Raw genomic sequence first — 14,700 nt, forward strand, 5'->3', positions numbered from 1 at the left:
TTACCTCTTACGCCAGACGCGGGTTAACTTTATCTGCATCGATATTGAATTTAGTGATAGCGTCAGCAACCACTTTCTTATCGATTTCGCCACGTTTAGCCAGTTCGCCCAGTGCCGCTACAACCACATAAGAAGCGTCAACTTCGAAGTGGTGACGCAGGTTTTCACGGCTGTCAGAGCGACCGAAGCCGTCAGTACCCAGTACACGGTAATCATCAGCCGGTACGTAAGTACGAACCTGTTCGGCAAACAGTTTCATATAGTCAGTAGATGCTACAGCCGGCGCGTCGTTCATCACCTGAGCAATGTACGGAACGCGTGGGGTTTCCAGCGGATGCAGCATGTTCCAGCGCTCACAATCCTGGCCATCACGCGCCAGTTCAGTGAAGGACGTGACGCTATACACGTCAGAACCTACGCCGTAGTCGTTCGCCAGGATCTGCGCTGCTTCACGTACGTGACGCAGAATAGAACCGGAGCCCAGCAGCTGAACTTTACCTTTGCTACCTTCGAGGGTTTCGAGTTTGTAGATACCTTTACGGATACCTTCCTCGGCACCTGCTGGCATTGCCGGCATGTGGTAGTTTTCGTTCAGCGTGGTGATGTAGTAGTAAACGTTCTCTTGTTTCTCGCCGTACATGCGCTCCAGACCATCATGCATGATGACTGCAACTTCGTACGCGTAAGATGGATCGTAAGAGATACAGTTCGGGATAGTCAGAGACTGAATATGGCTGTGACCATCTTCGTGCTGTAGACCTTCACCGTTCAGCGTTGTACGACCGGAAGTACCACCGATCAGGAAGCCGCGCGCCTGCTGATCGCCCGCCTGCCAGCACAGGTCGCCGATACGCTGGAACCCGAACATGGAGTAGTAAATGTAGAACGGGATCATCGGCAGATCGTTGGTGCTGTAAGAGGTCGCAGCAGCCAACCAGGACGCGCCGGCACCCAGTTCGTTGATACCTTCCTGCAGGATCTGACCTTTCTCGTCTTCTTTGTAGTAAGCAACCTGCTCACGGTCCTGCGGAGTGTACTGCTGGCCGTTCGGGCTGTAGATACCGATCTGGCGGAACAGACCTTCCATACCGAAAGTACGTGCTTCGTCGGCGATGATCGGCACCAGACGATCTTTGATCGACTTGTTCTTCAGCATCACGTTCAGGGCACGAACGAAAGCGATAGTGGTGGAGATTTCTTTGTTCTGCTCTTCCAGCAGCGCACCGAAGTCTTCCAGAGCCGGCAGCTCCAGTTTCTCGGTGAAGTTCGGCTGACGAGCCGGCAGGTAACCGTGCAGTTTCTGACGCTGAGCGTGCAGATAGGTATGCTCTTCAGAACCTTCAGGGAAGGTAATGTAAGACAGGTTTTCAACCTGCTCATCGGTTACAGGAACGTTGAAACGGTCGCGGATGTAACGCACGCCGTCCATGTTCATTTTCTTAACCTGGTGCGCGATGTTTTTACCTTCAGCGGTGTCACCCATGCCGTAACCTTTGATGGTATGGGCGAGGATTACAGTTGCTTTGCCTTTGGTTTCCTGCGCTTTTTTCAGTGCTGCGTAGACTTTCTTCGGATCGTGACCACCACGGTTCAGAGCCCAAATCTGCTCGTCAGTCCAGTCAGCAACCAGTGCTGCGGTTTCCGGGTATTTACCGAAGAAGTGCTCACGAACGTAAGCGCCATCTTTGGATTTGAAGGTCTGGTAGTCGCCATCAACGGTTTCGTTCATCAGCTGGATCAGTTTACCGCTGGTGTCTTTACGCAGCAGCTCATCCCAACGACCGCCCCACATGACTTTGATCACGTTCCAGCCAGCGCCCGCGAAGATGCCTTCCAGTTCGTTAACAATCTTGCCGTTACCGGTGACCGGGCCGTCAAGACGCTGCAGGTTACAGTTGATAACAAAGACCAGGTTGTCCAGTTTTTCACGGGTCGCGATGGTGATCGCACCTTTAGATTCTGGCTCATCCATCTCGCCGTCGCCTAGGAAGGCATAAACGGTTTGTTTAGAGGTATCTTTCAGACCACGGTGTTCCAGATACTTCAGGAATTTAGCCTGGTAGATAGCACCGATTGGACCCAGACCCATAGAAACGGTCGGGAACTGCCAGAATTCTGGCATCAGTTTCGGGTGCGGGTAGGAAGACAGGCCTTTGCCATGAACTTCCTGACGGAAGTTGTTCATCTGCTCTTCAGTCAGACGACCTTCCAGGAATGCGCGTGCATAGATGCCCGGAGAGATGTGGCCCTGGAAGTAAATCAGGTCGCCGCCATCCTGCTCGTTGCGTGCACGGAAGAAATGGTTGAAGCAAACATCATATACCGTTGCGGAGGACTGGAAGGATGCCATGTGGCCACCCAGCTCGAGGTCCTTTTTAGACGCACGCAGTACGGTCATGATGGCGTTCCAGCGGATAGCAGAACGAATACGACGCTCCAGCTCCAGATTGCCCGGGTATTCCGGTTCATCTTCAACGGCAATAGTGTTTATATAATTGCTGGCCCCTGCACCTGCCGCTACTTTCACGCCGCCTTTGCGGGCTTCTGAAAGCAGTTGGTCGATCAGATACTGAGCACGCTCAACACCTTCTTCACGGATGACCGATTCGATCGCCTGTAGCCAGTCGCGAGTTTCGATCGGATCCACGTCATTTGGGAAACGTTCTGACATGGGGGTATTCCTTATCTATCTAGTACGTTGAGTTATCTGGAACCTGTCCCATTGTGTTCTTGCTCGCAAGAGCACAATAAGACAGGTTCTGCGTTTAGTTGCCGCGCACTTTAATTGGCGCATGATTTACAACATCTTCTGGTTAACTTTCTGCCAGAAAAATCACTAATTCTTTCGTTGCTCCAGACGGCGTAAGGCGCGTTCACGACGGCTTTCCTCACGACTTCTGTCCAGCAAAATTTCTTCGATAAACGCCAGATGACGGTGGGACGCTTCGCGTGCCTCTTCTGGCTTACCGGCAATAATTGCCTCAAAAATACGGGTGCGGTGACTGCTAACCAGTGGCAGCATTTCCCGACGCGCATACAGCAATTCAAAGTTTTGGCGGACGTTCTGGGCCAACATGGGCTCCATACACCTTAGCAAATGGAGGAGCACCACATTGTGTGCCGCCTCAGTGACAGCAATTTGATACTGGAGAACCGCATCAGACTCGCCGTCAAGATCGCCGGACTGTTGAGCAAGCTCGATTGCATGGTGGAGTTCACGGATACGCGTTTTATCTTCATCCGTGCTGCGCAGTGCTGCGTAATATGCAGCAATACCTTCCAGCGCATGACGCGTCTCAAGCAGGTCAAACTGGGATTCAGGATGGTCGGAGAGCAGTTCGACCAGTGGGTCGCTAAAGCTCTGCCACAGGCTACTCTGCACAAAAGTGCCACCGCCCTGACGACGAAGCAGCAAACCCTTCGCTTCAAGGCGTTGGATCGCCTCGCGTAAAGAGGGGCGGGATACGTCGAACTGTTTTGCCAGCTCGCGTTCCGGTGGGAGTTTTTCTCCGGGGCGAAGTGTCCCCTCAAGAATTAAAAACTCCAGCTGCTGCTCAATCACATCGGAGAGTTTTGGTTGGCGGATTTTGCTGTAGGCCATGATTTCCTGTCTTAAGCCATTTGCCCGAAGTCAATTGGTCTTACCAATTTCATGTTCTTGACGCTAAAGTAACAAAGTATTCACCTTCTGTCCATACAGGTTTTGATTGAAATCAGTAAAGCGGGCACATTTTAACAACATTACAGAAATAACGTTTCAAACATGTAACTATGCACAAATGTTAAATTTACCCATCACGGAGTAGTTTTAACGTAATTGAAACGAAAAAATATCTTATCTGAACCGATTCAACTCTCAATTTATCGATTTTGTAAGCACAATTTTCGAATAAAAATTCATATCGGAAATTTTGTGGTAGATAATCCTGCGTTTACAAATGGTTTCTTTTTATTCAACTCGTCATCCCCCCTTCATAAAGCAGGTGCATTCGCGTCCGCATAACATTATTCTGTCCAGGACAAAAGTATTTAGGCAACATTTTACCGACCACTGCCGTAAACAAAACAATACAACAAACGGAATTGCAAACTTACACACGCGTCACTGCGTGGTTCAAAAAATAGGTACTCGAATATAAAGAGTAAAACCACACACGAGGTTTCATGATGGAAAGTCAACAGCATGGCGATCAGCTAAAGCGCGGCCTTAAAAACCGCCATATACAGCTTATCGCGCTGGGTGGCGCGATAGGCACCGGGTTATTCCTCGGGAGCGCATCCGTTATTCAGTCTGCAGGGCCGGGTATTATTCTGGGTTACGCTATCGCCGGCTTTATTGCCTTTTTGATAATGCGTCAGTTGGGTGAAATGGTGGTTGAAGAGCCAGTTGCAGGCTCCTTCAGCCACTTTGCTTATAAATATTGGGGCGGTTTCGCAGGTTTTTCCTCCGGCTGGAACTACTGGGTACTGTACGTACTGGTTGCCATGGCCGAGTTGACTGCCGTCGGGAAATACATTCAGTTCTGGTGGCCAGAAATTCCAACCTGGGTTTCTGCTGCGGTCTTTTTCGTTGCTATCAACGCCATCAACCTGACCAACGTTAAAGTGTTCGGTGAGATGGAGTTCTGGTTCGCCATTATTAAAGTCATTGCGGTCGTGGCGATGATCCTGTTCGGCGGCTGGTTGCTGTTTAGCGGCAACGGTGGCCCGCAGGCCAGCGTCAGTAACTTGTGGGATCAAGGTGGCTTCCTGCCACACGGTTTCACCGGTCTGGTCATGATGATGGCCATTATCATGTTCTCCTTCGGTGGACTTGAGCTGGTTGGCATCACGGCTGCAGAAGCGGATAACCCGGAACAAAGCATCCCCAAAGCGACCAACCAGGTTATTTACCGTATCCTGATTTTCTACGTAGGCTCCCTGGCCGTTCTGCTCTCTTTGATGCCGTGGACGCGTGTGACAGCAGATACCAGCCCGTTCGTACTGATCTTCCACGAACTGGGAGACACATTCGTCGCTAATGCGCTGAACGTCGTGGTGCTGACCGCTGCTCTTTCTGTTTATAACAGCTGTGTATATTGCAACAGTCGTATGCTGTTCGGTCTGGCTCAGCAGGGTAATGCGCCAAAAGTACTGATGAGCGTGGATAAACGCGGTGTACCAGTCAACACGATCCTGGTCTCTGCGCTGGTTACGGCTTTATGCGTACTGATTAACTATCTGGCACCGGAATCCGCATTTGGTTTACTGATGGCACTGGTGGTTTCTGCACTGGTGATCAACTGGGCAATGATCAGCCTCGCGCACATGAAGTTCCGCAAAGCGAAACAACAACAGGGCGTTGCCACCCGCTTCCCGGCGCTGTTCTATCCGATGGGTAACTGGATCTGCCTGATTTTCATGGCAGCTGTACTGGTGATTATGCTGATGACACCAGGCATGGCAATCTCTGTTTACCTGATCCCGGTGTGGATTGCCATTCTTGGTATTGGCTATCTGTGCAAACAAAAAACAGCCAGGGCTGTTAAAGCGCATTAATTATACCCCCTACCTGCATAAGGTAGGGGGTATTACCTACGCCGTCCGGCAACAATACGTTAAATCAACGTCCCGTAAATCGTCAGCAGCGCAATAACGACCACCACTACGAACGAAGTTTTCTTGGCCATTGAAACAGCGGCTTTAGGTGTTTCTACTTTATCGGTGTGAGATTCACGCGCCAGCGAGAACTGTGCCAGGCGAGTTAACACCTGATATTGCGAAGTATGCAGATCTCCCAGCGAGGCAAACCAGGCAGGTAGCGCCTTTTCACCATGCCCCAGCAGCGCATAGACCACACCGGCAAGACGTACCGGGATCCAATCCAGCACATGCAGAATCGCATCAATACCCGATTGTAAACGCTGATGAGGTGTCTGATAACGCGCCAACCAGGACTGCCACGCGCGCAGAAAAGCATAGCCTACCAGCGTCACCGGTCCCCATGGGCCACCGACGATCAACCAGAATAACGGCGCCAGGTAAAAGCGAAAGTTGTTCCATAACAGCGCATTTTGCAGTTCACGCAAAAACTCACGCTCATCACAGTCCGGTGGAACACCATGGATAAGCGTGAGTTCGCTGGCCATCGCCTCACGGGCATGTGCATCATTACGCGAAGCCGCATTCAGGTATGCATGGTAATGAAGACGAACCTTACCTGCGCCAATGCACAGCAAGCCAATTGAGATCCAAACCACCAGCAGCGGGACATTAAACAGCAGCCCATTCAGGGCTCGCAGCAGCAAAAACGTCACCGCCATCGCGATAATTGTCATTCCTGATGTGCGCGCCATAGAAAAATGTTTTATCCGGCGGAAGAAGGCTTCGAGCCTGTGGTCAAGCTGCCAGTGTTCACCCAGCTTAAACAGGCGTTCAACCATCAACACCAGTAATGTTGTAAACAGCGTCATGTCATCTCCTTGTGTGACGAGGGGGTGACCAGGGCGCGAAACCTTGCCCAGTCAAAAGACGGACCGGGATCGGTCTTACGCTCAGGCGCAATATCACAATGCCCGGTTATGTTACTGGCAATTTCCGGATAACGCTGAATCAGAGCATGCGTAACGGCTGCCAGTTGCTGGTACTGCGCATCGGTATAGGCCAGCGTATCCGTTCCCTCCAGCTCAATACCAATCGAAAAGTCATTACAGCGTTCACGTCCCTGATAGTTCGATACACCTGCATGCCAGGCGCGTTTATTAAAAGGGACATACTGCACAATCTCGCCGTCGCGACGAATCAGACAATGGGCAGAAACGCGCAAATGGGCGATCTCTGCAAAAAAAGGGTGGGCATTGGGATCAATTGTTCCAGTGAATAACGCGTCTATCCACGGACCACCAAATTCACCAGGCGGCAGACTGATGTTATGAACCACCAACAAAGAAGGGGTTTCGTCGTCCGGGCGGCAATCGTAATGTGGAGAAGGAACGCGTCGTGCCTCAGCCAGCCAGCCCTCATCTAACAACATGCAGAATCTCCTTATTGGTGGTGCTCATATCCGGTTCAGGGTAGCATGTTTCTACCTTATGATTCGTTAGCAATTTGGAGTTTTATCATGCCGCCTCGCCGCTATAACCCTGACTACCGACGTGACGCGCTGTTGGAACGCATAAACCTCGATATCCCTGCTGCTGTTGCCCAGGCACTGTGCGAAGATTTAGGTGGGGAAGTTAATGCCAATAACGATATCACCGCGCAACTTTTGCCTGAGGATATGCGTTCCCACGCTACCGTAATTACGCGTGAAGATGGCGTTTTTTGTGGAAAACGCTGGGTGGAAGAGGTCTTTATTCAGCTTGCTGGCGATGATGTAAGCGTCACCTGGCATGTCGAAGATGGCGACAGTATTAAAGCTAATCAGCCGCTGTTTGAACTGGACGGTCCTTCCCGTGTATTGCTTACAGGTGAACGCACCGCGCTCAATTTTGTGCAAACGCTGTCCGGTGTCGCCAGCGTGGTGCGCAGTTACGTCGACCTGCTGGCAGGGACAAATACCCAACTTCTCGATACGCGTAAAACCCTGCCGGGACTCCGGACAGCGCTGAAATATGCCGTACTATGCGGCGGCGGCGCAAATCATCGACTAGGGCTTTCGGATGCATTCCTGATTAAAGAAAACCACATTATTGCTTCCGGATCGGTACGTCAGGCTGTCGAAAAAGCCTTCTGGCTGCATCCGGACGTACCGGTCGAAGTCGAAGTTGAAAATCTGGATGAACTGGACGACGCGCTGAAAGCTGGGGCGGACATTATCATGCTGGACAATTTTGAGACCGATCAAATGCGCGAAGCGGTTAAACGCACCAACGGCCAGGCCCGTCTGGAAGTCTCTGGGAACGTCACCCACGAAACGTTACGCGAATTTGCCGAAACCGGCGTGGATTTCATCTCCGTAGGTGCACTGACAAAGCACGTTCGCGCCCTCGATCTCTCTATGCGTTTTCGTTAATAGCAAAGTGTATTGCCCGATGGCGCTTCGCGTATCGGGCCTTCTTCCCCGCTTATTCGGCAATTTCCTCGAGCCTTTTCGCAAATACGCCATCTTGCGTTGAAAGAAATATAGATATCTCTGAACCCACCTTCCCGTTTTGTTTTTTGCCTCTCGCAAACGCTCCCTCCTGTTTGCCAAAGTAGCGCCAGCTAACTCAAGGAGAGAACAATGGACAAGCAACGAGGCTTCACGCTTATCGAACTTATGGTAGTCATTGGCATCATTGCCATTCTCAGTGCTATTGGTATTCCGGCCTATCAAAATTATCTGCGCAAAGCAGCACTAACAGACATGCTGCAAACCTTTGTCCCCTATCGTACGGCAGTCGAACTCTGCGCACTGGAGCATGGCGGAACTGAGACCTGTGATGCCGGGACCAATGGTATTCCCTCTCCAGCCACGACCCGCTATGTCTCCGGCATGAGCGTTGAAAAGGGCGTGGTTACCCTCACCGGGCAGGAAAGCCTGAACGGTCTGAACATCACCATGACGCCAAACTGGGAAAATGCCAACGGTATTACCGGCTGGAGCCGTAACTGCGGCATCTCAAATGACAGCGCTTTGCAGCAGGCCTGTGAAGACGTTTTCCGATTTGATGCGCAGTAAGAGGAAAAGAGATGAATACCACACAACTGACAGCACTGTGCCAGCGTTATCAGGGCATATTGTTGGATGCAGACCATGACGTGGTGCATATTGCCGTCGTGGATGCCCCATCTCACGAACTGCTGGACGCTTTGCATTTTGCGACTACAAGACGCATCGACATTGTGTGCTGGACTCGTCAGCAAATGGAAGGTCACTCGCACAATACACGGGCAAGGCTTCCGGCAATCGTCCCTGAAAGCAGTGTTACCGCAGCAGAATTGCTGGATCAGACGTTGCAATCCGCTCTGGCGAAACGCGCTTCTGATATTCACATTGAACCAGCAGAACATCGCTACCGAATAAGGTTACGCGTGGATGGTGTTCTTCACACCTTACCAGATATCGCGACGGATACAGGCATTGCCCTCACTGCAAGGTTAAAAGTATTAGGGAGTCTGGACATTGCTGAGCACCGGCTTCCACAAGATGGGCAGTTTACCATTGATATTTCAGGAGAACCGATCTCGTTTCGCATCGCGACGTTACCCTGTCGTCATGGTGAAAAAGTGGTGCTGAGATTGCTGCATCAGGTTGAGCAGACGCTGGAGATCAAGGCGTTGGGAATGCAGAACGCGCAACTGGCGGCATTTTCACAAGCATTACAGCAACCTCAGGGGCTGGTTCTGGTAACCGGACCTACCGGGAGTGGCAAAACGGTTACGCTGTACAGCGCGCTGCAAACCAGAAACTCCCCGGATGTGAATATCTGTAGCGTGGAAGACCCAATAGAGATCCCGATCGAAGGACTCAACCAGACTCAAATTCACCCACGCGCAGGTCTCACGTTTCAGAGCGTATTACGTGCGCTGCTGCGACAGGACCCCGACATTATCATGGTGGGTGAAATCCGCGACGGCGAGACGGCTGAGTTTGCCCTCAAAGCCGCGCAAACCGGTCATCTGGTCCTTTCAACTCTGCATACCAACTCCACCAGTGAAACGCTGATACGCCTGCAGCAAATGGGCGTAGCACGGTGGATGATCGCCTCCGCGTTGACGCTGGTGATTGCGCAGCGACTCGTCAGAAAACTGTGTCCCTATTGTCGACAACGTCTTGACTCCCCCATCACACTCCCGGCTACGCTGTGGCCCACCCCACTTCCACGCTGGCTGGCGCCTGGCTGCGAACACTGTTATCACGGTTATTATGGCCGCAGTGCATTGTTTGAAGTCCTGCCCGTCACACCAGCATTACGACAGTGCATCGCCAGCGGCACATCCATCGACATCGTGGAATCGGATGCACAGCAGGCGGGGATGCTCACACTTTTCGGTAATGGCTGCCAGGCCGTTGAACAAGGATTAACAACGTTTGAAGAGCTGATCCGCGTACTGGGTATGCCCCATGTCAGCTAAACAACTCTGGCGCTGGCATGGAATTAACAACGAGGGACAACCAATGGAGGGGGCTCTTTGGGCGGATACTCGCCCTTCGCTAATATTGGCGTTGGAGCATTCGCATATTACACCGATACGCGTTAAGCGCATGAAGGTTAAAACCTCACAATGGAGCAGAACAAGAAGTCGCGAAGCGATACACCAGTTAGCCACGTTACTTAAAGCAGGACTGACACTTTCCGAAGGATTAGCGCTACTTGCCGAGCAACATCCCAGCAGCCAATGGCAGGCGTTACTACGCACACTGGCTTACGATATGGAACAGGGCATTTCACTTTCCACTTCACTTTCACAATGGCAGCACGTATTCCCTCCATTGTACCAGGCGATGATTCGCACGGGAGAACTCACCGGTAAGCTGGACGACTGCTGTTTTGAACTCGCCCGACAACAGAAAGAACAGCAACAGCTTACTGATAAAGTTAAAAAAGCGCTGCGTTATCCGGTCATCATTCTCACAATGGCTGTCATGGTGGTGCTCGCCATGCTGCATTTTGTACTACCTGAATTTGCTGCCATCTATCGTACATTCAACACCCCGTTGCCGGCACTGACGCAGGGAATTATTGCTGTCGCACAATACAGTAGTCGATGGGGGTGGCTGGCGGGATTACTCGGACTGGCATTGGGGCTGGCATACTGTCTGGTAAAGCAGAAACCCTACTACCTTATTCAGCGTCAGAGATTTCTTCTGTGTTGCCCTGTCATAGGGCCACTGGTAAGGGGCCAAAAACTCACGCAGATCTTTACCGTCCTGGCGTTAACACAAAGTGCAGGCATTCCCTTTTTGCAAGGTCTGGAGAGTGTGGCCGAAACGCTGGCTTGCCCTTTCTGGTCTCAACGTTTAGCGCAAGCGCACCGAGACATCAGTGCCGGAAAACCGATCTGGCTGGCACTCAAAAATGCCGGAGAATTCAGTCCATTGTGTTTACAGCTGGTGAGAACAGGAGAAACGTCCGGCTCGCTGGATGCAATGTTGCAAAATCTGGCACGACATCATAGCGAGAACACAATGTCACAGGCAGAGAACCTGGCTGCGCTACTTGAGCCTGCGCTGCTTGTCATTACAGGGTTGATTATCGGTACACTGGTTGTCGCGATGTATTTACCGATTTTTCACCTGGGAGATGCGATGAGCGGTGTGGGGTAATCCTCAGATGCCGGATGGCGGCGTAAACGGTTTATCCGGCCTACGAAGCACATAACGTAGGCCTTCAAGCAGCACACCATCAGGCATTTTACGATTGACTATCTGTTTTTACAGACTATTGAAAACACGGTTTTCTTGTTCCTGAACACGAATAAACGTTGTACGTTTAGTCAGCTCTTTCAGGCGGGAAGCACCTACGTAAGTACAGGCAGAACGCAGACCACCAAGGATGTCACGAGCCGTATTATCAACCGGGCCACGCAGCGGTAGCTTAACGGTTTTGCCTTCCGCTGCACGGTATTGTGCTACACCACCAACGTGGCGCGTCATGGCGGATTCAGAACTCATACCATAGAACAGCATGAATTTTTCACCGTTCTCTTCGACCACTTTACCACCGCTTTCTTCGTGACCGGCCAGCATGCCACCAAGCATCACAAAGTCTGCACCGCCACCAAACGCTTTTGCCACATCACCGGGCATCGTGCAGCCGCCGTCGCTGACAATCATTCCGCCCAGACCGTGAGCGGCATCAGCACATTCAATAACAGCAGAAAGCTGTGGATAGCCCACACCGGTTTTTACACGCGTGGTACAAACAGAACCTGGACCAATACCAACTTTGACAATATCAGCACCAGAAAGCACCAGTTCTTCACACATTTCGCCGGTAACGACATTACCCGCGCAAATCGTTTTTGTCGGCCATGCTTCGCGCGCTTTCGACACAAACTGCACAAAGTGCTCTGAGTAACCATTTGCCACATCGATGCAGATAAAGTTCAGCGCAGGATTCAGGGCCAGGATTTGTTTGGTTTTTTCGAAATCAGCGTCAGAGGTCCCGGTTGAAACCATCACGTGTTTCAGTACATCAGCAGAAGTACCCGCGATGAAAGCAGCCCAGTCTTCTACAGAATAGTGTTTGTGCACAGCGGTCAGGATGTCGAAGGATGCAAGTGCCGTAGCCATTGCAAATGTCCCGACGGTGTCCATATTCGCGGCGATAATAGGTACGCCGGACCAGGTCTGACCTGAATGTTTAAAGGTAAATTGACGTTCCAGCTCAACATCGGAACGGCTTTTGAGAGTAGAACGCTTAGGGCGGATAAGAACGTCTTTGAAACCTAACTTCAGATCTTCTTCGATACGCATGTGCGGATTCCTGGGGTTAATGGCTAAAAATCGAAACTCACAACTCCAGTGACGCTATCATACGCACTAATCAATACCGCGCAAGACTGCGAAATTCTCTTTTTTTACGCTACAATCCCATAAATTTACCTGGCGAATAGTAGGTTAATCCTGCAACAGCCTCGCCTTCGCATGCTTAACTTTTAACTGTTTGATAATCAAACTTAAACTCCAGGATCTGGATCTATGAGGTATACGGTAGCCTTAACCGGCGGTATTGGCAGTGGTAAAAGTACCGTTGCGAATGCGTTCGCTGACCTCGGAATAAACGTGATTGATGCAGATATTATTGCGCGTCAGGTGGTCGAACCAGGTATGCCAGCGCTCAAGGCGATTGCCGAACATTTTGGCTCCGAACTCATTGCTGCAGATGGATCGTTACAACGGCGAATTTTACGCGAACGTATTTTTTCCGATCCTGATGAAAAAGCCTGGCTGAATGCCCTGCTCCATCCGCTTATTCAGCAGGAAACTCAGCGCCAGTTTCAACAAGCAACCTCTCCTTATCTGTTATGGGTTGTACCTCTGCTGGTTGAGAATTCATTGTATAAAAAAGCCAATCGCGTGCTCGTGGTTGATGTTACTCCCGAGACACAACTCAGACGCACCATGCTGCGTGATGATGTGACTCGCCAGCATGTAGAACAAATTCTGGCTGCCCAGGCCTCGCGTGAAGCGCGTCTTGCCGTGGCAGACGATGTTATTGATAATAATGGCGCACCGGATGCCATCGTCTCGGATGTTGCCCGCCTGCACGCGCTCTATTTGCAATGCGCGTCGCAGTTTGTCTCACAGGAAAAACCGTAATGCACACCCAGGTCCTTTTTGAACACCCTCTCAATGAGAAGATGCGTACATGGCTGCGCATTGAATTTCTAACTCAGCAACTCTCCGTTAATTTACCCATTGCAGACCATGCAGATGCACTGCATTTTTTCCGCAACATTGGGGATTTACTGGATGTCTTTGAACGGGGTGAAGTGCGTACCGAACTCCTCAAAGAACTGGAGCGACAACAGCGTAAACTTCAGGCCTGGGTTGAAGTTCCCGGCGTCGATCAAAACCGAATTGACTCTCTGCGCCAGCAGTTAAAAAACGCAGGCAGTATTTTAATTTCGGCCCCGCGCATCGGACAAACATTGCGTGAAGATCGCTTAATTGGTCTGGTTCGCCAGCGTTTAAGTATTCCTGGTGGGTGTTGCAGTTTTGATTTACCAACTCTGCATATCTGGTTGCACTCATCGCAGGCGCAGCGTGACGAACAGGTCGGGCGCTGGATTGCCAGCCTGGAGCCCCTCAATCAGGCGCTGACGCTGGTTCTTGATTTAATCCGTAATTCTGCACCGTTTCGCAAACAGACCAGTTTGAACGGGTTTTATCAGGATAATGGCGAAGATGCAGATTTGCTGCGTTTGCAATTGCCGCTTGATTCGCAGCTTTATCCGCAAATATCTGGCCATAAAAGCCGTTTTGCCATCCGCTTTATGCCACTGGATAGTGAGAATGGCCAGGTACCCGAGCGTCTCGATTTTGACCTGGCATGCTGTTAAGGAATGAATATGTCTGAACAAACTATCGTCAACTGTCCAACCTGTGGAAAGCCTGTCGTGTGGGCTGAAACCAGTCCGTTTCGCCCATTCTGCAGCAAACGCTGCCAGCTAATTGATTTGGGTGAGTGGGCAGCAGAAGAGAAACGTATCCCCAGTTCCGGCGATCTGTCAGAAAGCGATGACTGGAGCGAAGAAAAAGAATAGTAAGACTTAAACCTGCGCGCCATCAGGTATACATGCTTTATGCCGGATGGCAGCGTCGCCTCATCCGGCATAAGAACTACATATTTTGCTTTAACTTCGTAATAACGGGTTCATTTGCCGGCGGAAAATCTTCCGCATTCAGCGCGTTTTGCGCAATCCACTGAGACGGTTGTCCCTCTTTTCCCCACGGCGTGCCTTCCCAACTGTCTACCAGCCAAAACCACAATGTGATATGCCGATCCGGAAACTGATATTCCAGTTTTTCGAACAACCGGCTCTGAATTGGCGTAATCCCAACCTCTTCCTGTAGCTCACGAATCAGAGCTTGTTCAGGTGTTTCACCTGATTCAATTTTCCCACCGGGAAATTCCAGCTTGTTAGCCATATGAGCATCAGCGGCGCGCTGAGTAATAAAAATCTCATTCTGCTGATTACGAATAATTCCAACAGCGATTTGCAGTGTTTTCATATTGTACGTCCATAAAAAAGGCGCAGAATTCTGCGCCTTTTCAGTAAGTTATTTTT

The 14,700-nt window shown here is 50.9% G+C and carries 14 protein-coding genes; 8 read left to right on the forward strand and 6 right to left on the reverse strand.

Annotated features, from left to right (window positions below; translation table 11 throughout):
• Positions 1 to 7 precede the first annotated feature (7 nt).
• Positions 8 to 2,671 (reverse strand): pyruvate dehydrogenase (acetyl-transferring), homodimeric type, encoded by a 2,664-nt coding sequence (gene aceE, locus OGY01_RS18390; protein WP_045439866.1) that lies wholly within the window; start codon positions 2,669 to 2,671, stop codon positions 8 to 10.
• 165 nt (positions 2,672 to 2,836) lie between these two features.
• Positions 2,837 to 3,601, reverse strand: coding sequence for a pyruvate dehydrogenase complex transcriptional repressor PdhR (gene pdhR / locus OGY01_RS18395; protein WP_003018699.1), 765 nt, complete (start codon positions 3,599 to 3,601; stop codon positions 2,837 to 2,839).
• Between the two features lie 563 nt (positions 3,602 to 4,164).
• Between pdhR and aroP the strand changes: the two genes are divergently transcribed.
• A complete protein-coding gene (aroP, locus tag OGY01_RS18400; RefSeq protein ID WP_167493945.1) occupies positions 4,165 to 5,538 on the forward strand; it encodes an aromatic amino acid transporter AroP in 1,374 nt (457 codons plus the stop codon).
• Between the two features lie 59 nt (positions 5,539 to 5,597).
• Here aroP and ampE read toward each other — a convergent pair whose 3' ends face one another.
• Together ampE and ampD are read right to left on the reverse strand one after the other, a co-directional pair.
• A complete protein-coding gene (gene ampE / locus OGY01_RS18405) occupies positions 5,598 to 6,452 on the reverse strand; it encodes a beta-lactamase regulator AmpE (RefSeq protein ID WP_286493494.1) in 855 nt (284 codons plus the stop codon).
• A complete protein-coding gene (gene ampD, locus OGY01_RS18410; protein WP_048222049.1) occupies positions 6,449 to 7,012 on the reverse strand; it encodes a 1,6-anhydro-N-acetylmuramyl-L-alanine amidase AmpD in 564 nt (187 codons plus the stop codon). Before ampD ends, ampE begins: the two co-directional genes overlap by 4 nt.
• Positions 7,013 to 7,099: 87 nt before the next feature.
• Between ampD and nadC the strand changes: the two genes are divergently transcribed.
• From nadC to hofC, 4 genes are all read left to right on the forward strand, one after another.
• Positions 7,100 to 7,993: a carboxylating nicotinate-nucleotide diphosphorylase gene (gene nadC / locus OGY01_RS18415; RefSeq protein WP_045449439.1), complete on the forward strand. Its 894-nt coding sequence runs from the start codon at positions 7,100 to 7,102 to the stop codon at positions 7,991 to 7,993.
• A gap of 210 nt (positions 7,994 to 8,203) precedes the next feature.
• The gene (gene ppdD, locus OGY01_RS18420) at positions 8,204 to 8,641 is read left to right on the forward strand and encodes a prepilin peptidase-dependent pilin (protein ID WP_045439856.1); all 438 of its coding nucleotides are present in this window, start codon (positions 8,204 to 8,206) and stop codon (positions 8,639 to 8,641) included.
• 11 nt (positions 8,642 to 8,652) lie between these two features.
• Positions 8,653 to 10,038, forward strand: a complete 1,386-nt coding sequence (gene gspE / locus OGY01_RS18425) for a type II secretion system protein GspE (RefSeq protein ID WP_286493496.1) — start codon at positions 8,653 to 8,655, stop codon at positions 10,036 to 10,038.
• Entirely contained in the window at positions 10,028 to 11,230 is a 1,203-nt protein-coding gene (gene hofC, locus OGY01_RS18430; RefSeq protein WP_045439850.1) for a protein transport protein HofC, read from the forward strand. The genes gspE and hofC overlap by 11 nt, the downstream gene beginning before the upstream one ends.
• A 108-nt stretch (positions 11,231 to 11,338) precedes the next feature.
• Here the strand turns inward: hofC and OGY01_RS18435 are convergent, their stop codons facing one another.
• The gene (locus tag OGY01_RS18435) at positions 11,339 to 12,382 is read right to left on the reverse strand and encodes a GMP reductase (protein ID WP_048222053.1); all 1,044 of its coding nucleotides are present in this window, start codon (positions 12,380 to 12,382) and stop codon (positions 11,339 to 11,341) included.
• A 225-nt stretch (positions 12,383 to 12,607) separates the two neighbouring features.
• Here OGY01_RS18435 and coaE point away from each other — a divergent pair, with 225 nt between their 5' ends.
• From coaE to yacG, 3 genes are read left to right on the forward strand one after another with little or no spacing between them, the layout of a single operon-like run.
• Entirely contained in the window at positions 12,608 to 13,228 is a 621-nt protein-coding gene (gene coaE, locus OGY01_RS18440) for a dephospho-CoA kinase (RefSeq protein ID WP_048222054.1), read from the forward strand.
• Entirely contained in the window at positions 13,228 to 13,971 is a 744-nt protein-coding gene (zapD, locus tag OGY01_RS18445; protein ID WP_045439837.1) for a cell division protein ZapD, read from the forward strand. Before coaE ends, zapD begins: the two co-directional genes overlap by 1 nt.
• A gap of 9 nt (positions 13,972 to 13,980) precedes the next feature.
• Complete coding sequence (yacG, locus tag OGY01_RS18450) at positions 13,981 to 14,175, forward strand: DNA gyrase inhibitor YacG (RefSeq protein ID WP_045439835.1); 195 nt, start codon at positions 13,981 to 13,983, stop codon at positions 14,173 to 14,175.
• A gap of 76 nt (positions 14,176 to 14,251) precedes the next feature.
• Here the strand turns inward: yacG and mutT are convergent, their stop codons facing one another.
• Positions 14,252 to 14,644, reverse strand: coding sequence for an 8-oxo-dGTP diphosphatase MutT (mutT, locus tag OGY01_RS18455; protein WP_045439833.1), 393 nt, complete (start codon positions 14,642 to 14,644; stop codon positions 14,252 to 14,254).
• Positions 14,645 to 14,700: the final 56 nt, after the last annotated feature.

The organism is Citrobacter sp. Cm038 (assembly GCF_030333105.1).
Taxonomy (GTDB): Bacteria; Pseudomonadota; Gammaproteobacteria; order Enterobacterales; family Enterobacteriaceae; genus Citrobacter; species Citrobacter murliniae.

Excerpts from the sequence above, each read along its gene's own strand:
- OGY01_RS18435 (WP_048222053.1), bottom strand. The coding sequence starts at position 12,382 with ATGCGTATCGAAGAAGATCTGAAGTTAGGTTTCAAAGACGTTCTTATC.
- zapD (WP_045439837.1), top strand. The coding sequence starts at position 13,228 with ATGCACACCCAGGTCCTTTTTGAACACCCTCTCAATGAGAAGATGCGT.
- hofC (WP_045439850.1), top strand. The coding sequence starts at position 10,028 with ATGTCAGCTAAACAACTCTGGCGCTGGCATGGAATTAACAACGAGGGA.
- gspE (WP_286493496.1), top strand. The coding sequence starts at position 8,653 with ATGAATACCACACAACTGACAGCACTGTGCCAGCGTTATCAGGGCATA.
- nadC (WP_045449439.1), top strand. The coding sequence starts at position 7,100 with ATGCCGCCTCGCCGCTATAACCCTGACTACCGACGTGACGCGCTGTTG.
- pdhR (WP_003018699.1), bottom strand. The coding sequence starts at position 3,601 with ATGGCCTACAGCAAAATCCGCCAACCAAAACTCTCCGATGTGATTGAG.
- mutT (WP_045439833.1), bottom strand. The coding sequence starts at position 14,644 with ATGAAAACACTGCAAATCGCTGTTGGAATTATTCGTAATCAGCAGAAT.
- ampE (WP_286493494.1), bottom strand. The coding sequence starts at position 6,452 with ATGACGCTGTTTACAACATTACTGGTGTTGATGGTTGAACGCCTGTTT.
- coaE (WP_048222054.1), top strand. The coding sequence starts at position 12,608 with ATGAGGTATACGGTAGCCTTAACCGGCGGTATTGGCAGTGGTAAAAGT.
- aroP (WP_167493945.1), top strand. The coding sequence starts at position 4,165 with ATGATGGAAAGTCAACAGCATGGCGATCAGCTAAAGCGCGGCCTTAAA.
- ampD (WP_048222049.1), bottom strand. The coding sequence starts at position 7,012 with ATGTTGTTAGATGAGGGCTGGCTGGCTGAGGCACGACGCGTTCCTTCT.
- yacG (WP_045439835.1), top strand. The coding sequence starts at position 13,981 with ATGTCTGAACAAACTATCGTCAACTGTCCAACCTGTGGAAAGCCTGTC.
- ppdD (WP_045439856.1), top strand. The coding sequence starts at position 8,204 with ATGGACAAGCAACGAGGCTTCACGCTTATCGAACTTATGGTAGTCATT.
- aceE (WP_045439866.1), bottom strand. The coding sequence starts at position 2,671 with ATGTCAGAACGTTTCCCAAATGACGTGGATCCGATCGAAACTCGCGAC.